This window comes from Candidatus Chloroploca sp. Khr17, assembly GCF_004138165.1.
GTDB lineage: Bacteria > Chloroflexota > Chloroflexia > Chloroflexales > Chloroflexaceae > Chloroploca.
In genome coordinates, this window is sequence record NZ_RYFF01000015.1 from 77691 (window position 1) to 97730 (window position 20040).

Genomic DNA, 20040 nt, shown 5'->3' on the forward strand with positions numbered 1-20040 from the left:
GAATGCTGATCACGAATATACGAATGCCGGGCTGCGCCGCCGCCCCTCTTCGTGTATTCGTGATCACTTCGTGGTCGGCCCGGGCCCTATTCGTGGTCATCCCACGCTTCCAACACCAGCCGCCTCGTCCGGTACTCGCCGTACATTCGCTGCTCTTTCTCCTTCAACACCCTGAAGGTCTCCCCCGGGAAGTCTGGGCCATACACGTCGTGCGGGTCGAGGATGTAGCGCAACTCGTCCCGCGTTAGCCCGTAGAGCTTCGCGATGCGCGCGTCGAGCTCGGCGCGGATCTGGGCGCGGCGCTCGTCGTGCCAGATGAACGGTGGAACCACGAATGAGTCACGAATATACGAATGGGCTATCCCGAGGTGCGCGGCGATGGCCGGGTTCGTGGCCGCCAATGGCTCCGCCGCCGCCATATTGGCCCGCCAACATTCGCTTATTCGTTCCCGTAATTCGTGGTCAGCTGCTTCCCACACGTCCTCTGCGAACGCTTTGATGTCCCACGCGGTGTAGACTAGTTCGACGACCCGTGGCACGATGTAGGCGATGTCGGCGGGCGTGAAGGCCGAGGGCGGGAGGACGGGGAGTTGGTTGACGATGAAGAAACTAAAGTTTACACCACCAACCTTTTGTCTTACGACAAAATCGAAAGGGATGCTATTTAGTATTGCCAAGAAACAAGCAATAAGCAAGCTATTTCCATGTTTTGGCAGTATCAAAAAGACACTGTCACCTGCACCTATCTTTGGTAGTATGGTGAAAATCGCTGTTCTTTCATCTGTCGTTCGAGCAACTCGGCGGAAAGCCAAAACCCAATGGTATTGCCAATCGGCGAGGCGCTCGGCGACGGCGTTGGTGGGCACCCAGTAGCGCGGCGTGATACTGACCGCAGGATCGGCGAGCTCGGCGGCGCTCAAATCGTGCGCGCCCTCCTCTGTGCCTCCGTGCCTCTGTGGTACACTGGCATACGTCGCCCAGCGGTGGGTGAATTGGTGCAGCAGCTTCGCTTCATACAATGGCACAAGCCCGTCACCAGGGGCGCTCTGGAAGAGGTGGCTGTCGTTGGACATATCGAGCATCCGCAGAAAGGACACCCCCCATGGGTTGCCACTATCCTTTTGCCCTTTGCCTTTTTCCTTTTGCCTTTCATCAATCAGCACCGGTGCCTTCCGGTAGATCTTTTTGGTCAGCTCTGCATCTTGGTTGGTGCGAAAGACCGGGGCGGTGTGCGTGTTGGGGTTGATCAGCGCAATCTCGTCGGGGGTCAGCATGAAGGCCCGCTGTGGATCGGCCAGTTGGTTGACGTTGGTGGCAAAGAAGAGAAAGCGGGTTGGCTCGCTGGTTGTGCCTATTGTCAGCAGGGCAAATTTGAAGCGGCTGTCAACTTCGGCAAAAATCTTCTCGCGATTCTCGAAGTCGTAAAAACTGGCAAGTTGTTTTTGTGCATTAAGATCCCCAAAAAACGCCTTGGTACTGTCATCCGTCGCAATGCCCGTCGGCACAATAATGCCTGCCCGTCCCGTCGGCGCGAGCAAGTTGCGAAAATGCTCAGCGAAGAGCGCGTAGGTATTCACATCACCCACTGCCGTCAGCGGAAAGCGCTCACTCGCCCGGACAAAGCGGCTCTCGGCTTCGGCGCGCTGCTTGGCGGCGTCGAACTGGGCGATGCGGGCGCGCTGGTGGGCGTCGCCATTGCGCCAGGCCGCGATCGCCTTGTCGCGGGCCGCCTTATTCGCAGCCTCACGGATCGCCGGCACATCCACAAAATGCTCCTGCTCTTGGAGCTTGATCCGCTCCCACGGCGGATTGCCCAGCACCACATCGAATTGGGCCCGAATGAACGAATGGCCCTCATTAGTTAATTCGCTCCCATTCGTTGTCGGGAACTCAAGCTCCCAGTGGAAGAAGCCAACCGCTTCGGCCAGCGGCGCGGCCATCAGGGTCTTTGCGCTGCCGGGGTCGAAGTCAAGCAGATCCTTCGAGGTGGGCACATAGCGCGCATTCTCGGGCGTAAGCGGCTGGAAGAAGGCCGCCGTCCAGAGGTCAAACTTGGCGCGTTCGGCGTGGGCCTGGCGACGCAGGGCGGCGTAGCGGGCGGCGCGGGCGCGCACTGCACTGACGCTGTCGTCGGCGGCTTCGTCGAGGGCGCGCAGGGCCGCTGCGAACGGGGCATCGTCGGCGGCAGCGGTGGCAAAGAGATCTTGCTGCACCAGGCCCTGCTTGCGATGCAGCTCGCGCTCTTGCTTGTTGCGCTTCTTGAGACTACTTGCCGTCGCTTTATCATCGCCACTGACCGGCTTGTAGGCGTCGTCGGGAATGCCCGCCTCCACCAGTTCGCGGGTCGCACCGACAAGGCTATTGCCATGGCGGATGTGATGATCGAGAAAGCTCAGCGGCAAGCCAGCCGCGTGCCCCTCGATCCAGAGGCTCAGCTTGCAGAGATCGACCGCGAGCGGGTTGAGATCGACGCCAAAGATGCAACGACGGATCACATCACGCACCGCGTGGCGGAACTGCGCCGGCGACGGCTGATCCTCACCAGCGCGCACACGGGCCAACTCGCGCCCCAGGCGACGCGCAGCCGCCAGCAAAAACGCCCCCGAGCCACAGGCGGGGTCCACCACGCGGATGCTGAGCAAAGCGGCTTCTTTTTGATGTACCACCGAGGCACTGAGGCCCTGAGATTCTTTTTGATCCTCTGTGTCTCTGTGTCTCTGTGGTGTATCCCCAACCGCCTTGAGCCGCGCCTCGATCACAGGCACCAGCGCACTCTTGATCAACTCCTGCACCAACTCAGGGCGGGTATAGTAGCTACCGGTCGTCTTGCGCTCGCTACCGCTTGCTAAGTCAAAAGTAAAAAGTGAAAAGGTAAAAGGATCAATGCTCTCGTCGCCATTCCTTTTTCCTTTTGCCTTTTCACTTTTGCCTTGAATCGTCACAACGGGACGATAATCCAGCAGCGACTCATACACACTCCCCAACTCCTCGACATCGAGCGCACCATAATTGACGCGACGGAGCAGCTTGCTCTCTTCATCGCGGTAGAGCGAGAGGGCGCGCACGGCGGCCAGCAACGCGGCGTTCGCGAGGCGGGTATTGGTGGTGAGGGCAGCGCAGGCGGTGTCGCCAAAGAGATCGCCATCAAGCGGAGCGAGACCGAGGCGGCGCGGGGCGATCTCGTCGCTGCCTTCGAGCAGGCGGAACGTGGTCAGCAACCCCTCCCAGAGATCGGTGTACGGCCCGCGCCCGACCCCCGAAGTCTCGGCCAAGCGGCGCAAGCGACTGACGCTATAGTGCTCGTAGTAAATACGCAGAGCGTTTGAAGGCAAAAGGTCAAAGGAAAAAGGCAAAAACTCATCTTCCTCACTTTTACCTTTTACCTTTTCACTTTTGCCTTCTACTTTGCCTTCTACTGCGATCAACCCACGCTCCTCGGCGACCATCAGGAAGAGCAGCCGATAGACCAGGCGCAGCAACTGGCGATAGTAGTCGAGCGGGGTCAGTTGGCCTGAGGCCACTTGCGCCCGCAGCTCGGCATTAGTCGGATGCGCCAAGAGACCATTGCCAAGGGTCTTCAGCGCCACCTCGACCCCAACCCGCAAGCCGTTGCGCACACGGCCACCAGCCTCGACAGCATACTGGTGATACTTCTCCAGCAGACAATCTTCCGGCCTCGCCACCGAGGCACTGAGGGACGTTGCTTCTTTGCGATCCTCAGTGTCTCGGTGCCTCGGTGGTGAACTATCCGGCAAACGCGAGCGATGGAGCAACCGGTAGAGGATCGCGAACTCGCTGAACTTCTCACCTTCCAGAATCGCACGCAAGTCGAACTCGACGTAAGCCGGACGAGTAAAGCGCGCCGAGTCGCGGAGGAGGCGCAAACGCTCGCCATTGGTAACGATACCCCAGAGGTGCTCGGTACTGTTGAGGTATTCCTGCACCAGGGCATGGGGCGAAAGGCGCGGGCGACCCGAGGGCGGACGTGCATCAAGGCTATTGCGAATGCTCTCGATATGCACCGGCGGGGCATCGTCGAACTCATCGGCGCGGTGCGAAATCGCATACGTGCGGCCCTGAAGCACATAAGCGCTACGGTTACGACTGAGCTGATAGCCCAGCACCCGCAGCAGCGGGAGCACCCACTGCTCGCGGGTCTCGGTAGTACCCGTCGCGCCGGGTGCAAGGTCAGCGAGGTAGGACTGGAACAGCGCCCACTGGCTACGTGCAACCTGCCATGCCGCCGAAATGCGGTCAGAGAGATTCCGGGTACGGTCCAGGCCAAAATCCTCAGGGCGCTGACCCTCCATCGCACCAGCAGCGATAGCATCGAGAATATCGGAGGGAAGCAACCCGCCTTCAGTAACAATCGTTGTGTAGGGCATATGATTTCACCACCGAGGCACTGAGTAGTCTGGAACAAAAGTTTCCCGGTAGCACCGCCGACCACGAATACTGATCACGAATAAACGAATATGGGCTTGCTCCATGCGGTATTCGTTTATTCGTGATCGTAATTCGTGGACGGCAGACCACACCGTGCTTACATCAAAACAGGTAACAACACATACAGCCCAAGGACATCAGGCAACCCAGCGGGGCGCACCCGGACGGATCCGCCGCCCGTCTGGGCGCGCACCCGCATATGCGCCTCGCGCAGGTGGGCGGCCCGCTCGTCCGCGATGCGCTCCAATTCACTCCCAAGCGGCGCAAGCTCGCCCAGGCCTGTGCGAAGCGCGATCAGACGCTCGTCACGCGTGAGGTTCGCGGCAGCCTGCGCGTGCTCCAAGAGGGCCAGCGCATCGGGTTGGCTCAGCCAGGCCGGCGCCGACGGCGGCCCGCTGAAGCCGACGACGACCAGTTCCTCGGCGAGAACCGGCACCCGCTGACGGCTACTCTCGATCAACATCCGCACCCGCAGCAGCAAGAGGCGGGTGCGCTTCGGGACGGCGCGTGTCCGCATGACGCCCGAGCGGGCGGCCACCGGCGTGGTTCCGTCGGGGGCCAGCGCCGTCTCCATGAGGTAGTCAGCCAGGGCGAGGATCAGCGGGTGGTTGCGCCCAAGGTGTTCGACGCCTTCGGGGGCAGGGTCGGCGAAACTCACGAGCAACTCGCCGCCCTTGTCGGCGAGGTGGGCCACGCGCTCACGCACCGGCTCAGGCAACGGGTTCAGGCTCAGGCCCAGCACCCCGGCTTTGCGTTGCTGCAACGAGGCCCCGAGGCGCTCGCACGCGGCGGTCGCAAAGCGCTCAATCGAGGATGGGTCACCAAGCACCGCATCCGTCTCCTCAAGTTCGCGGGCCACTTCTTCGGGTTTGATGCGGCGCTGCGCAAAGCGGGTGCGGCTCGCTTGCTCCCGCTCCACAGCCCGGTTCCAGGCGGTCTCAACCTCCTGCACGCTCGGCACCGCATCGAGGAGCGTCAACTGACGGGCGGTGTCGAAGAGGGCCAGTTGCTCGACGCCCGGCTGGAAGAGCGAGGCGATCAGCGTTTCGACCACGGTGCCACTCTCGACCGGCAGCGGCACGCTGATGCCGAGGGTCTTGTGGATCCGGACAGCCTTGCGCAGCAGCACCTTCATCACCGCCTCGTCCATGGGGTTGTCCTGCCCGTAGAGCAGGACGGTGCGGACGGTGGGCCGCCGCTGCCCGTAGCGATCAACGCGCCCCTCGCGCTGCTCCAGGCGGTTCGGGTTCCAGGGCAGATCGTAGTGGATCACGGCATCGAAGCCACCCTGGAGGTTGATGCCCTCGCTGAGGCAGTCGGTGGCAACGAGCAAGCGTCGCGGGCTGGTCTCCAACTCGGCGATCAGGGCCTCACGCTCCTCCTCAGAGCCTTCGCCCGTGACCGCGAGCACCCGCAGGCCAGCCTGTCGGCTGAAGAACTTCACCAATTCGTCGGCCACATAATCGGCGGTCGCCACATAGCGACAGTAGACGATCGGATTGTAGTTGTCGCGGAGCAGATCGCTGAGCACCTGGATGAGCCGCTGCAACTTCGGATCCTCCTTGCCACGCAGCGCAGCAGCACGAGCAGCGAAGCGGGCAAGGCGGGCGCGCTCGCCGGAAGTTTCACCACCGAGGCGCAGAGGCACCGAGGCTTCAACCTCATCCGCATCCAGACCACCGAGCGCGGGTTCGAAGTCAAACGCCTCTTCACGGTCGTCTTGAACAGCGTCACGAAGCGCATCCCCCTCTCCTCCTCGGTGCCTCGGTGCCTCGGTGGTCAACCCGGAAGTTTCACCACCGAGGCGCAGAGACACCGAGGACTCAACCTTTTTCCCCGCATCTCCCGCATCCCCCTCTCCTCCTCGGTGCCTCTGTGCCTCTGTGGTAAATCCTGTGGTAAATCCTCCCCCACGGAGGCGCAGCGCCTTCTCGGCGGCGGCGGGGCTGCTCATCACACAGCGAAGCAGAGCCAGGGCGGCCCAGTAGCGCGCCCGCTGCCGCCACACCTGCCCGTCCGTCCCGAGGCCGCTCTCCTGCACCAGTTCCTTGGTGAAGGTGAAGACCTCATCAAAGAGCGTGCGATAGGCCGAGGCGCGCGGCATCGTGTAGGTTATCTCGGCGGACTCTCTGATGGGGAAAGGCGTAACATCGTCGGTGCCGATCCAGCGCTGCACATCGCCACGGCGGCGCTGCACAAAATGGCGGGCGAGGATGTCGCGGTCGGGATCGGCCAGACGACCGAGGTCGAGCGTGGCAAAGCGCGGGTCGAGCAGACCGAGCAGGCTGGTGAAGGCGTCCTCTACCCCAGAGTGCGGCGTGGCCGTGAGCAGGATGAGCTTGCGGTCGGTGTGCGCCGCCAGTTCGCGCACCAGTTCATAGCGCTGCTGCTGAGACGCACTGCCGCTGGAGCCAACGGCGGCGTGGGCCTCATCGACGATCACGAGTTCAGGGGCCGCGCGCAAGAAGCTGTCACGCCGTCGTTCGCTCTTGACGTAGTCAATGCTCGCCACCGTGATCGGGAAGTGCTCCCAGACGCTCGTGTCACCACGGGGCAGGCTCCGCTCAAGGGCGGCGGCCGTACTGGAACGCACGACCGTCGCCTCGAGGGCGAACTTCTGGCTAAGTTCGCGCTGCCACTGATCGCAGAGGTGGGGCGGGCAGAGCACGGTGAGCCGGGCGATCTCGCCGCGGTCGAGCAACTCGCGGGCAATCAGGCCAGCCTCGATGGTCTTCCCGATGCCGACGTCATCGGCGATCAGCAAGCGCACCGGGTCAAGGCGCAGCGCCATGATCAACGGCACCAGTTGGTACGGGCGCGGCCTTACCCCGAGGCGTCCCAGGGAGCGAAAGGGCCCGGCCCCACTCCGCAGGCTGAGGCGGGCCGCGTTCCGCAGCAGCGCCCCGGCCTCCACATCGCCCATCGCCGCCGGATCAGGCGGCGCAAAGCTCGCCTCGACCACCCGATCGCCCTCAACGGGCAGAAAGATGCCGCAGACCTCGGCGGCGGCTCCCCCCAAGGGGCGGAGCAGCAGCAGATCATCGTCGGCTGAGGGCAACACCACCCATTCGCGTTCACGGCAACGCACCAGCGAACCAACAGTGAAACGCGCCATCCACTACCTCCAGAACGAGTACGGCGCAAGCACGGTGGCTACATCGTCCTCGGGGCTGATCACAATGACAGCGCACCCGGCATCCTCAAGGTCGGCGCGCATCGCCGCGACCGACTCGCCCGCTGCTGGGCAGAGGATGAAGTAGGTCGGGTGGTAAGCAAGGTGGGGCCGGTGGCCGATCACCTCGGGGAAGACCCCCGCTGGGTCACGCCCGCCGAGCGCCCGGATCGCCATCAGCACGCGGGCGGTCGCCGGGGGCAGGTCGGCGCTCAGCGCGGGCCGCACCTCCGCTGGCCTTGTCACCCCAGAAGATTCGGGCGGAGACACCGGCGCTCCCGGTGCGGGGGCAACGGCGGCTGGCGTGGCGAGCGGCACCAGCGGCGCAGGGGGAGCCTCGGCGATGACCTCGGCCTGCGCCAGCTCGACGAGCAGGTCAGACACAATCCGCCGGTCGAGCAGGGCGTGGTCGGGCTGGTTGCTATACGAGAGCAGGCAGCGATAACAGGCCCGCACGCATGCTCCAACGTCGGAGCGTTCCGTGCCTTCGAGGTCGAAGTGGCAGATCTCAAGGGCGGCCTGGGCAACACGCGCCAAAGCGGTTGGCTCCTCGACCAGCCGCCGCAGGGCGCCGGCCCCGCCCTCGGCGGACTCCCAGAAGATCAGGCGCGTGGTTGTCCCGGCACCGAGCCGCTCGGAGCTCAGTTCCTGCTCTTCGAGTTGGAAGGCGGCGGCGATCCCACGCTCGAGGGCGTACTGAAGGGTCGCGGCGCTTTCCGGCTGAGCAGCGATGGCGGGGGGGAGACCGATGATGAGCAGATTGCGGGTATCGCGCACGACTAGGCGCACCCCGCGGCGCACGGCGTCCCCAGAGAGATCCTCGCTATCCTCCAACAACTCCTCACCGCCGGGCTGGCGCCCCCAAAGGCCACGGCGGAGGTCGAGGGCAAAGCCGGCCTCGCGGGCGCGCTTCCAGCCGTGGTTCACGCGCCAGATCGTCGCGGTGGGGGCGTAGGTGAGTTGGATTGCACCACCGAGGCACGGAGACACCGAGTCAGAGTCATCTTTATGTATCTGTCCGACCTCAGTGCCTCGGTGCCTCGGTGGTAAACAAACCACCGTCGCATCCTGACGCCTCGGGCCGTGGATACTCCGGGCGAACTGGTAGAACGTCTCGAGACGGAAGCCCTCGCGGGCGCGCTCCTCCTCCTCGCAGGTGATGCGGTCAGCCGGTTGGGTGGTGACGGTGCTCATCTCAAAGAGATACGGGAGGTACGTGACGCCCTGCCCAGCGAGGATGGCCTGGCACTGCTCACAGACCTCAGCCTCAGCCCCCTCGTGGAAATAGCCACAGTTTTTACAGATCTTAGCGCGGAGGAAGCGACGTTGCGCGTCACCCGAGGGCACGGCGGTGCGCGTCACCCGGTACTTGCGGCCCTCGTGGTAGATGATATTGTACGGGCCAAACTCACTGATCGCCAGGAAGCGCGGCCGCACAAGAAAGCTCCCCTCACCCCGGCTTAGGGGCAGGAAAGCGCGCACGGGAAGCCGCGGGAAGTTGTAGCCGGGGAGAAACCCCTCGCTAGCAAAGTAGCGGTAGGGATAGAAATCGGCCTCGCTGCTGCCCCGGCCCTCACGGCCACCGAGCAGGGCGAGTTGACGCTTGGCCTCAGCCTCACGGCGCTCGGCCTCCTCGTGCGTCTTGCGGTCGCCGCTGCCGCGCCGGTAGGCGTCGGCCACCTCGCGCGCCTCGCTGAGTTGAGCCTCGGCGGCAACGTACAACTGGCGCCAGCGCGCACAGGCGGCGTCAAAGCGCTGGGGGGCCTCGCTGAGCACCGTGCGCAGCCATCCCTCGTCGAACCAGGTGCTGGTGGCGAGCGCCGGGCCGAGACCCGCGAGCACACGCTGAGCCTGGGCAAGACAGCCCGCCTGCGCACGCTCGTCAAGGGTAATGTGCGCCTGAATCTCGGGCTTGAGCGGCAGACCCGGCAGCGTCGGGGCGATCAGCCCGAGCATGTCGCGACCGAGGTCGAGGCCCGTCGCCCCCAACCAGATGGCGTGGACATGGGCCCGCAGCAGATCTTCATTGGCGAGGTCAATCTGGGGTGCGGCGACGGCCCCGGCAACCATGGCCTTGGGGCGCTGGAAGAAATACTGGTCGTGGCCGCTGCCGGTCGAGCAGTAGGTTATCACCAGGGCGGGCTGTCCGCTGCGACCGGCCCGCCCTGAGCGCTGCGCATAGTTCGCCGGAGTCGGAGGCACATTGCGCATATGCACGACGTTGAGATCCGCGATGTCAATGCCGAGCTCCATCGTCGGCGAACAGAAGAGCACCGGGAGGACGCCGTCACGGAATAATTCCTCACGACTCTCGCGGTTGCCCTGATCGACCTGGCCGGTGTGTTCGCGGCCCTCGATACCACGCAGGATCGTCGGCGGGCGGCGGTAGAACTCACGAAAAAAGACGTTCGCCTGGCGAGTAGGTTCACCACTGAGGCCCAGCGCCACCGAGGCTTGCGCTTCTCCGTGCCTCGGTGCCTCGGTGGTCAGATCCATTGACCCCAAGGCTTGCGCTTCTCCGTGCCTCGGTGCCTCGGTGGTCAGATTCATTCTGCGGGATCGGATCAGATCGGGCGGGGGCGCAGTCTGATCGCCGGGCAGCCAGAGCATCGCATCGCGGCGGATCTGGACGGCGCGGGTTCCACGCTCTGCAATATCAACGAGGATGTTCGTCCCAACGAGGATGTCGAGCAGGGCGGTGAGCAACGCTTCGTAGGCGTCGTCGTCCAGGCGCCCATCGAGGCTCGGCCAGGCGCGGGGCGAGCGCAGGAAGCGGCCGAGTTGGCCGCGCCCCGAGAAGCTGCGCGCCCCCGGCGGGACAGGTTCATCGCTTGGCACCAGGAAGCGCGTTGCCATGCGAAGGTCGCGGGTCTCCTCCTCGGCAAAGGTCCAAGGCTCCTTGAGCGCAGCCGTGACCCGTTTAACCAACTCGGGCTGCCGCTGGGGATCGAGGCAGGGCGCATCGATCGCAAGCTCGCGGCGCATATACTCCAGCATGGCGCGGATAACCACCTCGCGTTGCGCAGGGGCGGTCGCGGCGAGCACAGAGTGCTGCGCCCAGGGCTGCTCATCAGCACAGAGCTCGTGCAAGTCGAGATAGTCAATGCGGAGCAGGCCGCACTGCTCGAGATTGGGCTGCGTGATCCGCCAGCCACGGCGCAGATCCTCGAAGACCCGGTATTCAAGGTAGGCCGTCAGCGTCTCCTCATTACGCCGCTTGGCCCCCCCGTAGGTCGCCACCTTGCCGGTGAGGGTGTAGGCCTCTTGGGGCAGGGCGAGGGCCGCACAGACCGCCGGGGCGATAGTGAGGTGGTTGAGTGGCCGGTCGGGCGTGGAGGACTCCAGGGCCGCTGCGATCGCGGCACGCAGCAGACTCACGCCAGCGAAGTCGTTGAAATGACCGGCCTGGAGCGAGGCGTCCTGACGGTTATCCGTGAAGCTGAGCAGCTTCTGCGCACTCGGCTTCAGGTCAGAACGGCGCATCTCGTCAACCGCCGTGACCGCGATCAAGGTCGTGGCGGTGCTCCGGCCCTCGCTGCTGAGGCGGGCGAGCTTGCGAAAGTCGTCTTTATCACGGCGCGTATAGACCGTGCCACAGCGCAGGCACGTCAGGAACGGCGTGCGCAGGAACCAGGCGGTGATGGCCCCATCATCGGGCAAACTGGTGAGCGATCCATCTGGGCGCACGCTCAAGCGGCGGGGGCGGAAGGGACGGTAATCCTTCTTCATCGTTCGCCCCCTGCGCGTCAGGTTGAACCAACTGTCAGGCAGAAGATCTTCGGACTCCTCGCTCCAGGCGTCCGCGCCAATCAGCAGGTAACCAGCCTCGGCAGGCTCAGCGACATCCTCACCACGCGACATCGGCTGACGCGGCGTGACCGCCTCGGCCTCGGGGTCATAGGCACAGAGCGCATAGTGCTGACCGCACTCGCGGCAGAAGACCAGTGGGAAGAGCAACCGCTCGCCATCGTCACCGGCGATGTAGCGCTGCCCTTCGAGCGTCAGGTGGCGGTGCGGGGGCTCGTCGAGCGTGCTGTAAACCGCACTGCCCTGCGAGATGAACTGGTGGAGCTTGAAGGCAAAACCAGGATTATTGTCCGGGTCACACACACTGCTCCCCAGGTCAAAGAAGCGCCGCAGCTGCTCCTCGCAGCGGGCGACGGCAACGCCCGTATGGGCGGCGAGCGCCTCAGCCCCCTGGCGGAGCGTCCGCGGCTCGGCCCGGCGGAGCGTGCCTTCCTGGTCGGCACGCAGGCTAAACGTCTGCTCGATCCAGTGGGCGAGGGGGTGACACTGAAAGCTCAGCCAATCGAGGGACGCAGGCAGGTCACGCTCGAGGGCCGCCCGCAGCGCCTCGCGCGACGGGACGGGCAACTGCGGAACGGCGTAGGTCAACGTCTCCTCGATCACCTGATCGGCGGGGAGTTCCACGCCAAAGATGCTACCGGCCACACGGGCGACGGCGGCGCGGCGCTCGTCCGCCGAGTCGCCGCTCACCATCGTCGCGCTGGTGCCAATCCAGGTGAGGCCCGGGTTGCCCGAGCGCTCGCGGAGGCGGCGGAGCAGCATCGCCACGTCAGCCCCCTGGCGACCGCGGTAGGTGTGCAACTCATCAAGCACGACAAACTGCAGATTAGCGGCCCCCGCATCGACGAAAGTGAACTCATCCGGGCGGGTCAACATCAACTCCAGCATCACATAGTTCGTCAGCAGGATATGGGGCGGGTTCTGCTGAATCGCCCGCTTATCAGCATCGCGCTCCTGACCGGTGTAGCGCGCAAAACGCACCGGACAATCACCGGACACATTGCCAAAGAAACGCTCAAGCGCCTTCGCCTGCGAATTGATCAGCGCATTCATCGGATAGACAATAATCGCCCGGACACGCCCATCCTGAGGCCGATTGCGCAGCACATGATTCACAATCGGGATCATGTAGGTCAGGCTCTTGCCGGAGCCAGTGCCAGTCGTAACCACATAATTGCGGCCAGCCGCCGCCAGGTCGATCGCCCGCTTCTGGTGGCGAAACAGGTGGAGCGAACGCAGCCCACCGGTTCCATCGGGGACGCGGAAAATCTCGCCGCAGGTCGAATGAAGCGTCCCGTGCTCCACAAGGTCAGCGACCGTACTGGCCTTATCATAGGCCGGCGAAAGCTGCACAAGCGAGTCAGGCCAGAGGCGGCCTTCCGCAAGCGAAGTATCAACAAAGTCACGGATAGCGGGGTCGAAGATCGTAAGAAAGCTGCGGGTATAAGCCGCGTATTGGTGAATAATCTGCTGACGAAGTTGGAAAATATCCACGCGCATCCTCGCGAGGTTCGTTATCGGTCTCGACCACATCGAGCAAAAAAGGAAGATCGGGAAAATAAACGGGCGAGAGCAGCGCACCCGAGCGCATTATCGTAGATCAGCCGCCATTTTACAAGACGTATTGAGGGGGAAACGCTTCTTCCATCGCCGCGCTGCCCCTACCATGCCGCATATGGGAACCCACACGAGATGGCATGCACACTCCCCGTCTCTGCGTCTCTGCGTTAAAGCGACCGAGCGCCAGCCCAACTCAGAACCGCCCCACCACCCACACCACCCCAGCCAGCCCGAGCAGGTGCAGGCCCACCAGCAGCCAGAAGGTGAGTTGGTAGGCCACCTTCCGGGTTTTATGGTGCAGCGCCCACTGCGCAATCAGCGCCCCCGGCCAGCCGCCGAGAGCGTCGAGCAGGTGCAACGTCGCTTCAGGGATGCGCCGCTGGCCCTGGGTCGCCTGGCGCTTGTCGAAGCGGTAGACCAGGGCGGTGAACCCGCTGAGCAGCAGATAGGCCAGCACGATCCAGGCGGGCAGGAAGCCGAGCCAGCTTACGACGCCGACGGCGCTGAGAAAGAGGCTGCTGGCGAGGATGGCGAGGCGCAGCGGCGTGCCGAGGCCGGGGCCGACACGGACGTTCAGGGCACGGAGGCGCTGCTGAGCATCGCGGCCCAGGTCATAGACCACCACGCTGCCGGGGCCGAGGCGGGAGCGGCCGGCGACGACCGCCGTGATGTGGACAAAGACCTCCTCGCCGCCCTCCTCGGGGGCAAGGAAGCCATAGCCCTGCGCAGCCTTCCAGGTACGGATGACCCCGCGCTGACGGCGGGCCAGGGGCTGCTCGGTGTTAGGGGCGACGCTCGCTCTGCGCGACATAGGGGACACGCTTCCTTTCAGGGCACTGCGTCGCGTGCGCATGCACCGCGTGTGCGTTGGCGAAAACGGCACCGCATGTGGTGCAGGCATAGATCAGGCCAGTCGGCGCACCCACCGCAGCGGGGGCAGGTTGCGCAGCGCACCCATTGGCATGGGCCTGCGCGGTGGCGGCGCTCGGAAAGCTCGCGCCACAATAGCCGCAGTTGAATTCAGCCATCCCGTTGTTTCTTTTTTCTGCCTCAACGCATCATTGAAGCCACTCCTTAGTATAGCACCACATGGACACCAGCGCATCCCTCACCGCTGGGCGGGGCGTGCGGCATTGCCTGCTCGGTTTGACGCCAAGACGCCGAGGCGCAACGGGTCGTGAGGAACGCGCTCCGTGACCGTGCGGCGGTGTGCAGCGCGTCCTCATTCGTCTGTAACGTACGTATTCTGACCGCACCGCCGACCACGAATACTGAGAACGAATAAACGAAGATGGGCGGCTCGGTGCGGTATTCGTTTCTTCGTGATCCCATTCGTGGTCGGCGAACGACCCCAGAAAACGTACGTTACCCACTACGCAGGCGCTCGCCTCTTTCCTCTTTCCTCTTTCCTCTTTCCTCTTTCCTCTTTCCTCTTTCCCCCAGCCGGTTGCTGCTGGAGGCGCAGGCGCAGGTGACGGCACTGGTGGCGCAGGGGCAGGGGTCGTGAGGGCCGCTTTTGCGCCGGTGGGGGGATGCTCGCCCGGAAATGTGAACGCAGAGGCGCAGAGGGGTGGTGCGCCAACCTCCGCGCCTCCCCGCCTCTGCGGCTCTGCGTTCAAACAATCAAGCCAAGGGGCTTAGATTCGTGCCTGCAATCGGGTATACTGAGGGCAAGCAACGCACACCGAGGTCTCCGGAACAATCTCGATGCCACAAGAGATCCGTTGACCAAACCAGACGCAACGACGATGGCACAGCGTGGATCAAGCGCGTGCTGGCCCTGATGGTGGACGCAGCAGGGGAACCTTTGCCCGCTCCTGGAGCGCAAAGAGAGGAAGTGACGTGATGACCCTCACCGAACTCTTCCCCGCGATTCATGCCTTACCACGGGTGGAGAAATTGCGGTTGATGCAGTTTCTTGCGGCCGAGATCGCCCGTGACGAAGCGCATGCCTTGCCTCCGGCTGAGGCAGAACGCGCGATCTGGTCGCCCTATGATGCGCATGAGGCTGCGGCCACGTTGCTCCAACTTCTCAACGACACCCGACCAAACGGAGCCTGAGATGATGACCGCAGCTCGCTTTCCGTACATCGCCAGTGATCCCACTCGCCCCGACAGCAGCCTGATGCCTTCTGTCCCTCTGCTCCTGGCCCATGACCAACGCACCATGACGTTCATGGGTCTGTTGGATAGCGGAGCAACGGTGAATGTTTTGCCGTTGTGGCGAAGCCTACGTGAATGAAGCGGCGGCACGGACGTTGCTTACCACTGCCGAGCACCTCGCTGCCGTGGGTACCCAGGTGGATGTGCGCGACTATGCCGCGTGATGCTGGCCGCGTGAGCCTCACAGCCAGATTTGACGCCAAGGCGCAGAGGATCGCGAGAGCATGGTTGACGCCAAGGCGCAGAGGGACTGAGGGGGTAGTGGGCCAACCTCTGCGGCTTCTAGCGGCGTCGGGTTGCACCGCCTGGTGAGGCTGCATCGTGAGAAGGCTTCTCAATGTGCTTATATGTAGCGGAGTTGATCGATAAACTCATCTGCGGTCATTTGGTCAAGCACAAGCAAGAGGCGTCGGACGATTTCCTGGGGCGGATGGCGCAGGGCGATGATGATCCCATAGTGCTGGTGACCGCGCTGAAAATATGTCTCGGCAAGCATCTCGAAATCAGTACGGTTATGGGTCAGAAACGCGCGCTGTTGTGCTACTGCGTAGGCAAGTTGATCATCATCATTCCGCCCTAATTGTCCGGCCTCGCGTGTCGTGGCCACATCAAAACCCCGGCCCCGAAGCATCTCTGCAACCAGCACATCGACATCTTCATCAGTATACAGGTCAATAAAGAGCTTCATACCGAACCGGTAACCTTGGGATCAATCAGGTGATCTGGGATACGGTTCTGCGCGATATATGAGTGAATCTCGTCCTGATGGTCACTATAATAACTGAGCGCGTCGAACACTTGGGCTAAGGTGAGGTGCGGCAAGCGCTGTGGGATGGCTTCGGGAGCAATCCCCTGACGCCAGAGTTCGACAATGGCCCGGATCGGTGTACGTGTGCCGATAATAATGGGCTCACCGCGCAAGATGGCGTGATCGCGGACGATATACCGATGTGCGGTTGCAGTCATCGCAGGTTCTCCACCGTATGTACTCTCTCGCCGTAGCAACTGATCGGGTGAATATCTGAAGTATACCACCAATGAGTCGTCGGCAGCCGATCTGGCCGAGCGGCTGCGCAGCCACATCGAGGGCGCGTCCTTCGTCGCCGCAGAGACGGTGACCTTCTCGGTGACGATCAGCATCGGGGTGGCCGAGCTCGACGCCCAGCGCGATACGCCCGAGCTCCTGATCGCCCACGCCGACAACGCGCTCTACCGGGCTAAGGCCGATGGTCGGAACCGCCTGGTCTGCTGGAGCAGCTGAGGGCTGTTGCAATGTCGCCGCCAGGCGGGGGTTTGGGGGTGGCGAAGCCGCAGGGCGTTGAACAGCCCTGGGAGCGCCTGCAGGGCGGCTGCAACGTCGCCGCCAGGCGGGGGTTTGGGGGTGGCGAAGCCGCCCATTATCATACACTTAAGCGATGATACCCCTCAAAGAGGAGGCTGCCGCATGCCATGGCGATGGCGACCATCGGCAGCGCGCAGCGCATCCCGTGTCGGTTGGTCGTGGTGCCGGTGGCGGCGCGCGTCGCGGAACAACGGCGGTCGTGCGGATCGTCGCTCATCGGGCGATCCACAAACTCGACCGTGCAGCCGAGTTGGGACAACTCGTCGATCAGCAACACCTGATGCACGTCGTTGCGCGCCAGTCGATCCGGTGCGGTCATCACCACCCGGCTGAATTGGGCCGCACGGGCATGGTCGCGCAACCGATCCAAGCCTGGGCGGTTGAGCTTGGCGCCACGCTGCCCATCGTCACGATAGATATGAGCAGCCTCCAAGTGCCAGTCCGGCTGCGCCGCCACATAGGTCTGCAGGCGCATCAACTGCTGCTCAATCGTCTGGGTCTGCTGCTGGCGGGTGGTCGAAACCCACACATACACTGCCACCTCGATCATGGTGATCCTCCGGTAATTGGGCGGCGGGGGCTGCCTGCCGCACGAGGTCGTGATCCCGCGTCCAGTGGAGGATGAGTTGAGAGGCCGTATCCCAGCGCCGTTGACCGTCGTCTCGTCCAACCAGGGTGCGCTGCACCTGCCACGAAGGGTGTCGCCGCATCGTTACCTCCTGAGGTCGCAGAAATCCGTTCCTCAGCAGGATAGATCGGCGGCGATTGGCGGATTCAGCGGCGCCGCGGCCCACGTCGCCACGAGAGGGTCAATCTTCCGTGACGGGTGCAGCAGAATTTGTCATTTGTGATCATACCATTGAACTGTTGTTCAAGGTCTGGAAGGGTGACCGCGGGATCACCTTGACGGCGGCCCAGGATGTGACGGCGGTGCAGGTCGAGCGGTACGCGACGTGGTGTGGGTTGATCCTGGCGCATTGGGTCGCCATCGTTGGGGCGTGGCACATGCTGGGCTGGAGCATGATGACCGCGCTGACGATCATGCGCCGGAGCATCCGCGACCTACCCTACGCTCTCTCGGTTCACTTGCGTTGGGTGACATTCTTCGTGAGGCAACGATCCTGTCAAGGTTACATCGAACGTGAGGCAATGCGCCTCGATGCGCTCTTTGCGCCTTTGCGTCAAATCATCGGGAAACCTTGTTAACAGACTATTCACGGTGCAAAAATGGTCGCAACGCACTGGTCTGCCGTGCACATTTGCGCCGGGTGGGGTAGCTATACTGAGCGTAGTGGTTCGTCATTGTACGCACAGGGAGACCCCGCCATGCGATGTACCAATTGTGACTATCTCAACCCAGACGATGCCCGCCGCTGTGCCAACTGTGGAAGTGACTTCACAGACGTCAGCCAACATGCACCCGTTCAGGCCGCTAGCGCTGCCCCGGCAACGATTCGGCTCACATCTGCCCCAGTCATCCCGCAGACCACGGCGGCGGTCGCCGCACCAGTCGCCGGCCCAGTCCAGACGGTCAATGTGATCGTGCAAGCCCCGGCGGCGGCACCCGCGCCCGGACCAACGATCATCCTTGCCCAAAACGCAGCAGGCCCCGGCTGTCTCGTGCGTGCGCTCTACTTTTGCTTCATCGGCCTCTGGCTAGGCTTCTTCTGGACGGGGATCGCCTGGCTCTTGCTGGTGAGTATCATTGGCCTGCCCCTGGGCCTGTTGATGCTCAACCGCATTCCGCAGGTGATGACCCTGAAGCCGGTGCGCACCGTGATGCAGGTCGTGAGTGACGGTGGCGTCACGGTCGTGAGCCAGGGTCGCGTAGCGCAGCATCCCTTCTGGCTGCGTGCCATCTACTTTATCGCGGTTGGTTGGTGGTTCAGCGCCTTCTGGCTCAGCGTGGCCTGGGGGTTGATCGGCATTACCTTGGGGCTCGGCCTCCCGATAGCTTTCTGGATGTTCGACCGCACCCCCGCCATCGTGACCCTGGATCGGTCGTAGCGGTGCGACGGTAGCGGCTGCTTGTCGCTACCGCCAACATCCACATCATGATGAGGAGGAGATGCACGCGATGTTCACTGACCCTAACTCGCGCCTCCGTTTCCTTGAGAGTTGGCTGCCACTGGCTCAGGCCGAGAGCGAGCGCAACGGCTGGGGCTACGACAGCGCCACCTTGGAACGGCTCGTCCTACGGGCGGCACCCAGTCTCCACGCCGTCACGAACCTGCTCGCCGCCCGGGCCCTCTTCTGGTATTACCAGCAAGGCATCGAACGAGAGCCGCCATGAGCAACGACATGCCCCCCGTACGGGCACGGCGCCGCCGCGCTCCGCCGCCGTAGGGTCACGGCGGCGGAGCGCCCCACCGCCGCGCCCCGCCGCCGCGCCCCGCCGCCGCGCCCCGCCGCCGTGCCCCGCCGCCGTAGGGTCACGGCGCCGCCGTGCCCCGCCGTGCCACCCCTTGCCGCCTTCATCGCCCCAGAAGGAAACAGCAACGCAGCAAACAAGCTTCAGAACTATCGTACTACGCCCCACGTCATTGCCATCGTGCAATATAACCCCGATCATCAAGGCTACCCGTGCGCCAGAACAGGCCAAACAGATATGGTAATCGAAACGGTAAAATAGGCGGATAGCCACGCCAACGGCGCACGATTTCTGCCAAGACGAGCAACTCGCGCGCATATCCATACGAAAGACCGAGGGCAGTCCAGTCGCCTGCGGTCATTTGGGTTGCGCTCAATCCAGATAGCGATTTCTGACGCAAAAGTGGTATAATTGCAACGCTGTGTTGCCCAAAGTATTGGGTCGCTAGCGAAAGGAGGCTTTCGTTCACTATCTGATCCATCATGCATGGTTTGGCCCGATGGAGAGGTTCAGTTCATTGTTCGTAGTTTTCGTTACGTAAGAAGATGTTGCTGTCTAGGAGGACATGCACCCATGCGAAACAAAGGCGTCTTCGCTGTTTTCGCGCTACTCGCGAGCCTGTTGCTCGCTGCCTGTGGCGCTCAGACTTCTACTCCGACGGCTCCCCCTGCCGCCGAAGCAACCACTGCCCCGCCCGCTGCCGAACTTGCGGTCGGGATTATTTTGCCCACCCGCGACGAGCCACGCTGGATTCAGGACGAGGCCCGCTTTAAGGAAGCCCTCGAAGCCGCTGGCTATCAGGTCGAGATTCTGTTTAGCCAGGGTGATTCGGCCCGCGAACAGGCCAATGTCGAGTCGCTGATCACCAAGGGCATCAAGGTGCTGATCATTACCCCGCACGACGGGACAGCCGCCGCCGCGTCGGCCAATGCGGCCCGTGACGCTGGGGTCAAGGTCATTTCCTACGACCGGCTCATCCGCGAGACCGACGCGGTTGATTACTACGTGACCTTTGATAGCATCGCCGTGGGTGCCCAGCAGGCCCAGTTCCTGGTGGATAACGCCACGGGCACTGGCAATCCGCTCTATCTCTACGCTGGTGCCGCGACCGACAACAACGCCTTCATCTTCTTCGAGGGCGCGTGGGGCGTCTTGCAGCCCAAGATTGCCGATGGCACT

The 20040-nt window shown here is 63.3% G+C and carries 15 protein-coding genes; 7 read left to right on the forward strand and 8 right to left on the reverse strand.

Translation table 11 applies throughout. The features are described 5' to 3' along the window. Nucleotides 1-86: 86 nt before the first annotated feature. The 5 genes from EKD05_RS11270 to EKD05_RS25730 all read right to left on the reverse strand — a co-directional run bounded on the left by EKD05_RS11270 (nt 87) and on the right by EKD05_RS25730 (nt 14013). The gene (locus tag EKD05_RS11270; RefSeq protein ID WP_129672693.1) at nt 87-4385 is read right to left on the reverse strand and encodes an N-6 DNA methylase; all 4299 of its coding nucleotides are present in this window, start codon (nt 4383-4385) and stop codon (nt 87-89) included. 158 nt (nt 4386-4543) lie between these two features. Then, a complete protein-coding gene (locus EKD05_RS26690; RefSeq protein ID WP_240695738.1) occupies nt 4544-7561 on the reverse strand; it encodes a helicase-related protein in 3018 nt (1005 codons plus the stop codon). Nucleotides 7562-7564: 3 nt separating this feature from the next. Continuing rightward, complete coding sequence (locus EKD05_RS11280) at nt 7565-12919, reverse strand: DEAD/DEAH box helicase (RefSeq protein WP_165360693.1); 5355 nt, start codon at nt 12917-12919, stop codon at nt 7565-7567. A 259-nt stretch (nt 12920-13178) separates the two neighbouring features. Further along, complete coding sequence (locus EKD05_RS11285; RefSeq protein ID WP_165360694.1) at nt 13179-13796, reverse strand: cold shock and DUF1294 domain-containing protein; 618 nt, start codon at nt 13794-13796, stop codon at nt 13179-13181. Then, nucleotides 13768-14013 (reverse strand): hypothetical protein, encoded by a 246-nt coding sequence (locus EKD05_RS25730; RefSeq protein ID WP_165360695.1) that lies wholly within the window; start codon nt 14011-14013, stop codon nt 13768-13770. The genes EKD05_RS11285 and EKD05_RS25730 overlap by 29 nt, the downstream gene beginning before the upstream one ends. A gap of 817 nt (nt 14014-14830) precedes the next feature. On the opposite strand from EKD05_RS25730, the gene EKD05_RS11295 reads away from it, so the two are divergent. Together EKD05_RS11295 and EKD05_RS26330 are read left to right on the forward strand one after the other, a co-directional pair. Further along, the gene (locus EKD05_RS11295) at nt 14831-15046 is read left to right on the forward strand and encodes a hypothetical protein (RefSeq protein WP_129672701.1); all 216 of its coding nucleotides are present in this window, start codon (nt 14831-14833) and stop codon (nt 15044-15046) included. Between the two features lies 1 nt (nt 15047). After that, nucleotides 15048-15227, forward strand: a complete 180-nt coding sequence (locus EKD05_RS26330; protein ID WP_205703921.1) for a hypothetical protein — start codon at nt 15048-15050, stop codon at nt 15225-15227. Nucleotides 15228-15491: 264 nt separating this feature from the next. Here the strand turns inward: EKD05_RS26330 and EKD05_RS11300 are convergent, their stop codons facing one another. Next, the gene (locus EKD05_RS11300; protein WP_129672704.1) at nt 15492-15836 is read right to left on the reverse strand and encodes a DUF5615 family PIN-like protein; all 345 of its coding nucleotides are present in this window, start codon (nt 15834-15836) and stop codon (nt 15492-15494) included. Further along, nucleotides 15833-16114 (reverse strand): DUF433 domain-containing protein, encoded by a 282-nt coding sequence (locus EKD05_RS11305; RefSeq protein ID WP_129672706.1) that lies wholly within the window; start codon nt 16112-16114, stop codon nt 15833-15835. The genes EKD05_RS11300 and EKD05_RS11305 overlap by 4 nt, the downstream gene beginning before the upstream one ends. A 55-nt stretch (nt 16115-16169) precedes the next feature. Here EKD05_RS11305 and EKD05_RS11310 point away from each other — a divergent pair, with 55 nt between their 5' ends. Next, on the forward strand, nt 16170-16409 hold the full coding sequence (locus tag EKD05_RS11310) for a diguanylate cyclase (RefSeq protein ID WP_129672708.1): 240 nt from the start codon (nt 16170-16172) through the stop codon (nt 16407-16409). Between the two features lie 139 nt (nt 16410-16548). On the opposite strand, the gene EKD05_RS11315 is transcribed toward EKD05_RS11310, so the two are convergent. Next, complete coding sequence (locus EKD05_RS11315) at nt 16549-17040, reverse strand: recombinase family protein (protein WP_205703922.1); 492 nt, start codon at nt 17038-17040, stop codon at nt 16549-16551. Between the two features lie 269 nt (nt 17041-17309). Here EKD05_RS11315 and EKD05_RS11320 point away from each other — a divergent pair, with 269 nt between their 5' ends. The 4 genes from EKD05_RS11320 to EKD05_RS11335 all read left to right on the forward strand — a co-directional run. Next, a complete protein-coding gene (locus tag EKD05_RS11320; RefSeq protein WP_129672710.1) occupies nt 17310-17696 on the forward strand; it encodes a hypothetical protein in 387 nt (128 codons plus the stop codon). 120 nt (nt 17697-17816) lie between these two features. Continuing rightward, nucleotides 17817-18497 carry a hypothetical protein gene (locus EKD05_RS26695; RefSeq protein ID WP_240695739.1) on the forward strand — a complete coding sequence of 227 codons (681 nt, stop codon included), beginning with the start codon at nt 17817-17819 and terminating at the stop codon, nt 18495-18497. 70 nt (nt 18498-18567) lie between these two features. Further along, nucleotides 18568-18783 (forward strand): hypothetical protein, encoded by a 216-nt coding sequence (locus EKD05_RS11330; protein ID WP_129672712.1) that lies wholly within the window; start codon nt 18568-18570, stop codon nt 18781-18783. A 651-nt stretch (nt 18784-19434) separates the two neighbouring features. Further along, the coding region (locus EKD05_RS11335) for a substrate-binding domain-containing protein (protein WP_165360696.1) at nt 19435-20040 on the forward strand (606 nt) is incomplete at its 3' end.